This is a genomic window from Micromonospora sp., assembly GCF_048594385.1.
GTDB lineage: Bacteria > Actinomycetota > Actinomycetes > Mycobacteriales > Micromonosporaceae > Micromonospora > Micromonospora wenchangensis.
The window spans coordinates 1-2854 of sequence record NZ_JBMDWU010000105.1 but is presented as its reverse complement, the minus strand read 5'-3'; the positions used below and the strand labels follow the sequence as shown (position 1 = coordinate 2854).

At 71.2% G+C, this 2854-nt stretch carries 3 protein-coding genes and 1 pseudogene; 1 reads left to right on the top strand and 3 read right to left on the bottom strand.

All coding sequences use genetic code 11. From position 1 onward, the window contains the following. Positions 1-5: 5 nt before the first annotated feature. The 3 genes and pseudogenes from ACOJTC_RS04765 to ACOJTC_RS04755 form a co-directional block, all read right to left on the bottom strand. Positions 6-350, bottom strand: a pseudogene (locus ACOJTC_RS04765) (DUF3140 domain-containing protein); the annotation flags it as partial. After that, positions 337-555, bottom strand: a complete 219-nt coding sequence (locus tag ACOJTC_RS04760) for a DUF2945 domain-containing protein (protein WP_420115901.1) — start codon at positions 553-555, stop codon at positions 337-339. The gene ACOJTC_RS04760 and the pseudogene ACOJTC_RS04765, both read right to left, overlap by 14 nt. Positions 556-755: 200 nt before the next feature. Continuing rightward, on the bottom strand, positions 756-1565 hold the full coding sequence (locus ACOJTC_RS04755; RefSeq protein ID WP_420115900.1) for a class I SAM-dependent methyltransferase: 810 nt from the start codon (positions 1563-1565) through the stop codon (positions 756-758). Positions 1566-1951: 386 nt separating this feature from the next. Between ACOJTC_RS04755 and ACOJTC_RS04750 the strand changes: the two genes are divergently transcribed. After that, on the top strand, positions 1952-2854 hold a 903-nt coding region (locus tag ACOJTC_RS04750; protein WP_420115899.1), incomplete at its 3' end, for a S1 RNA-binding domain-containing protein.

Below are 2854 nucleotides of genomic sequence, written 5' to 3'. Positions count from 1 at the left end.
GGTCAGCGCAGCGGGTCGTGGCCCCAGTTCATCAGCGACCAGCGCCACTTCGTGTCCCGCACGTCGCCGGCCGGTCGCTGCGCCAGGTGCCGGTGCACGTAGCCGATCACCGTGCGCATGTGCCGGTAGTCGGCGGCGGACAGCTCGGCCCGCTTGCGACGCAGCAGGTCGACGATCCGCCGGCCCGACGAGTGCCCCACCGACTCGCCGCCACCGGCTCGGCCTCCCTTGTGCCAGCCGACCTGTTTGGATTCCGGCGTCTGCAACCAGGACGCCAGCTCCCCGGGTTTCATGTTCACCGCCTCGGTGAACTCCCGGTAGGTCTGCTGCGGGTCGTCAGCTCGGCTCACGGCGCAACGCCTCAGGCCGGTGGGCGACGTCGCGCCCCGAGTCGTCGTTGCGGATGCGGTACCGCGGGTCGTCCGGGGCGGCGTTCACCGCGCGCCCCCGCACGTGGGTACGTTCGGTCAGCTCCTCCTGCACCACACCGTGGGCGCGACCGCTGTGGCTGGCCCAGGAGACGTGGTCACCCTGCTGGAACCGGTGCTCGGCCATGGCCGGCGGGTACCCGACGGCACCGCACCGAAACAACGCGCCCGGCCGGCCGGCGATGCTGGCGGGCCCCGTGCGGGGCCCGACGGCCCAGCCGGCGGGTCTGGTGGTGGCCGGTCCGGTGCCGACGGGACGGTCGGCGGCGGGTGCCAGCCCGGTCCGGGCCTACCGGTCCGGTGGTGGCCGGTCAGGTGCCGGTCCGGTCAGGTGGCGGCCGGTTTCTCGGTGACGAAGATGGCGGTGCCGGGGAAGAGCCGCCCGCGCAGCGGGCTCCACTGCCCCCAGGTCTCCCGGTGGCCGGCCGGCCACTCCGGCTCCACCAGGTCGACCAGGCGGAAGCCGGCACCGACCAGTTCGCGGATCCGGTCGCCGAGGGTCCGGTGCTGCTCCACGTAGCTGGCCACCCCCCGCTCGTCCTGCTCGACGTAGGGGGAGCGGTCGAAGTACGAGTGCACGGCGGTCAGCCCGCCCTCGCCGGGGTCGTCGAGGAAGACCCAGCGCATCGGGTGGGTCACCGAGAACACCCAGCGTCCGCCGGGGCGCAGCACCCGGTGCACCTCGGCCATCAGGGCGGCCGAGTCGGCGACGAACGGGATCGCCCCGAACGCCGTGCAGGCGATGTCGAACGACGCCCCGGTGAACGGCAGGGCCAGCGCGTCGGCCTGCACCAGCGGCACGCGTACCCCGCTGGTGCCGGCGGCGCGGGCGGCGTGCCGCAGCATGCCGGCGGAGAGGTCGAAGGCGACCGGCTCGGCCCCCTGGGTGGCCAGCCAGCGGGCGCAGGACGCCGCGCCGCAGCCGACCTCCAGCACCCGCCGCCCGGCCAGCTCGCCGAGCAGCCGCGCCTCGGACTCGCGTAGCCCCTCCGGGCACCAGCGGAAGTCCACCTCGCCCAGGAATGCGCCGTGCTCGGCCTGGTAGTCGTCGGCATCGGCGTCCCACCAGCCGCGGTTGGCCCGTCGTGCCTCGGTGTCGCCCACCCGGCGTCGGATCACCCGCTCGTCGTCGTCCACCCGTTCACGCTAGGCCCTGCGGTGGCGTCGTCCGCCGGACCCCGCCGTGCGCGGCGCGGCGCGCGGCCGTACGCTGTCGGTCCCGTGGGGTGGATGTGACGGATGAGACACCGGAGGTGCTTTCCCACCGAAATCTCCGCTTTCGCAGCAGACGAGGTCGTGAGGACCCGGGAGGGCTTGCACGCTGTGGTAATGCAGCGGGTAGGCTAGACGATGCGCTCGTGGATCGTGTACCTCGGCAGGGAGCAGGTGCGCGGTCACCGGAGCACCGATGATCCTCTTCTGGCGATCGTCAGGTGGGGACGGTGGCGGATCCGCTGGCGCGAACGGGTCACTGCGACACCACGCCTGCTGTGACAACCCATCCGACCGGAGCAACCGCCCACATGACGAGCAGCATCGAGGCCCCCTCGAGCGCCACCCGGGTCACCCACGACGATCTCGGTTCCGAGGAGGCTTTCCTCGCCGCGATCGACGAGACCATCAAGTACTTCAACGACGGCGACATTGTCGAAGGCACCGTCGTCAAGGTCGATCGGGACGAGGTCCTGCTCGACATCGGCTACAAGACCGAGGGTGTCATCCCCTCGCGGGAGTTGTCGATCAAGCACGACGTGGACCCCGCCGAGGTCGTCTCGGTCGGTGACCACATCGAGGCCCTGGTCCTCCAGAAGGAGGACAAGGAGGGTCGGCTGATCCTCTCCAAGAAGCGGGCGCAGTACGAGCGGGCCTGGGGCACGATCGAGAAGATCAAGGACGAGGACGGTGTCGTCCGCGGCTCGGTCATCGAGGTCGTCAAGGGTGGTCTCATCCTCGACATCGGCCTGCGCGGCTTCCTGCCCGCGTCGCTGGTCGAGATGCGGCGGGTGCGTGACCTGCAGCCGTACGTCGGCCGCGAGCTCGAAGCCAAGATCATCGAGCTGGACAAGAACCGCAACAACGTGGTCCTGTCCCGCCGGGCCTGGCTGGAGCAGACGCAGTCCGAGGTGCGCACCGAGTTCCTCAACAAGCTCCAGAAGGGGCAGGTCCGCAAGGGCGTCGTCTCCTCGATCGTCAACTTCGGCGCGTTCGTCGACCTGGGCGGCGTGGACGGCCTGGTGCACGTCTCCGAGCTGTCCTGGAAGCACATCGACCACCCGTCCGAGGTCGTCGAGGTGGGCCAGGAGGTCGAGGTCGAGGTCCTGGACGTCGACCTGGACCGCGAGCGGGTCTCGCTGTCGCTGAAGGCGACCCAGGAGGACCCGTGGCGGCAGTTCGCCCGCACCCACGCGATCCAGCAGATCGTGCCG

What these genes read in the sequence shown, in the direction of transcription:
- ACOJTC_RS04760 (WP_420115901.1), bottom strand. Translation starts at nt 555, where the DNA reads ATGGCCGAGCACCGGTTCCAGCAGGGTGACCACGTCTCCTGGGCCAGC.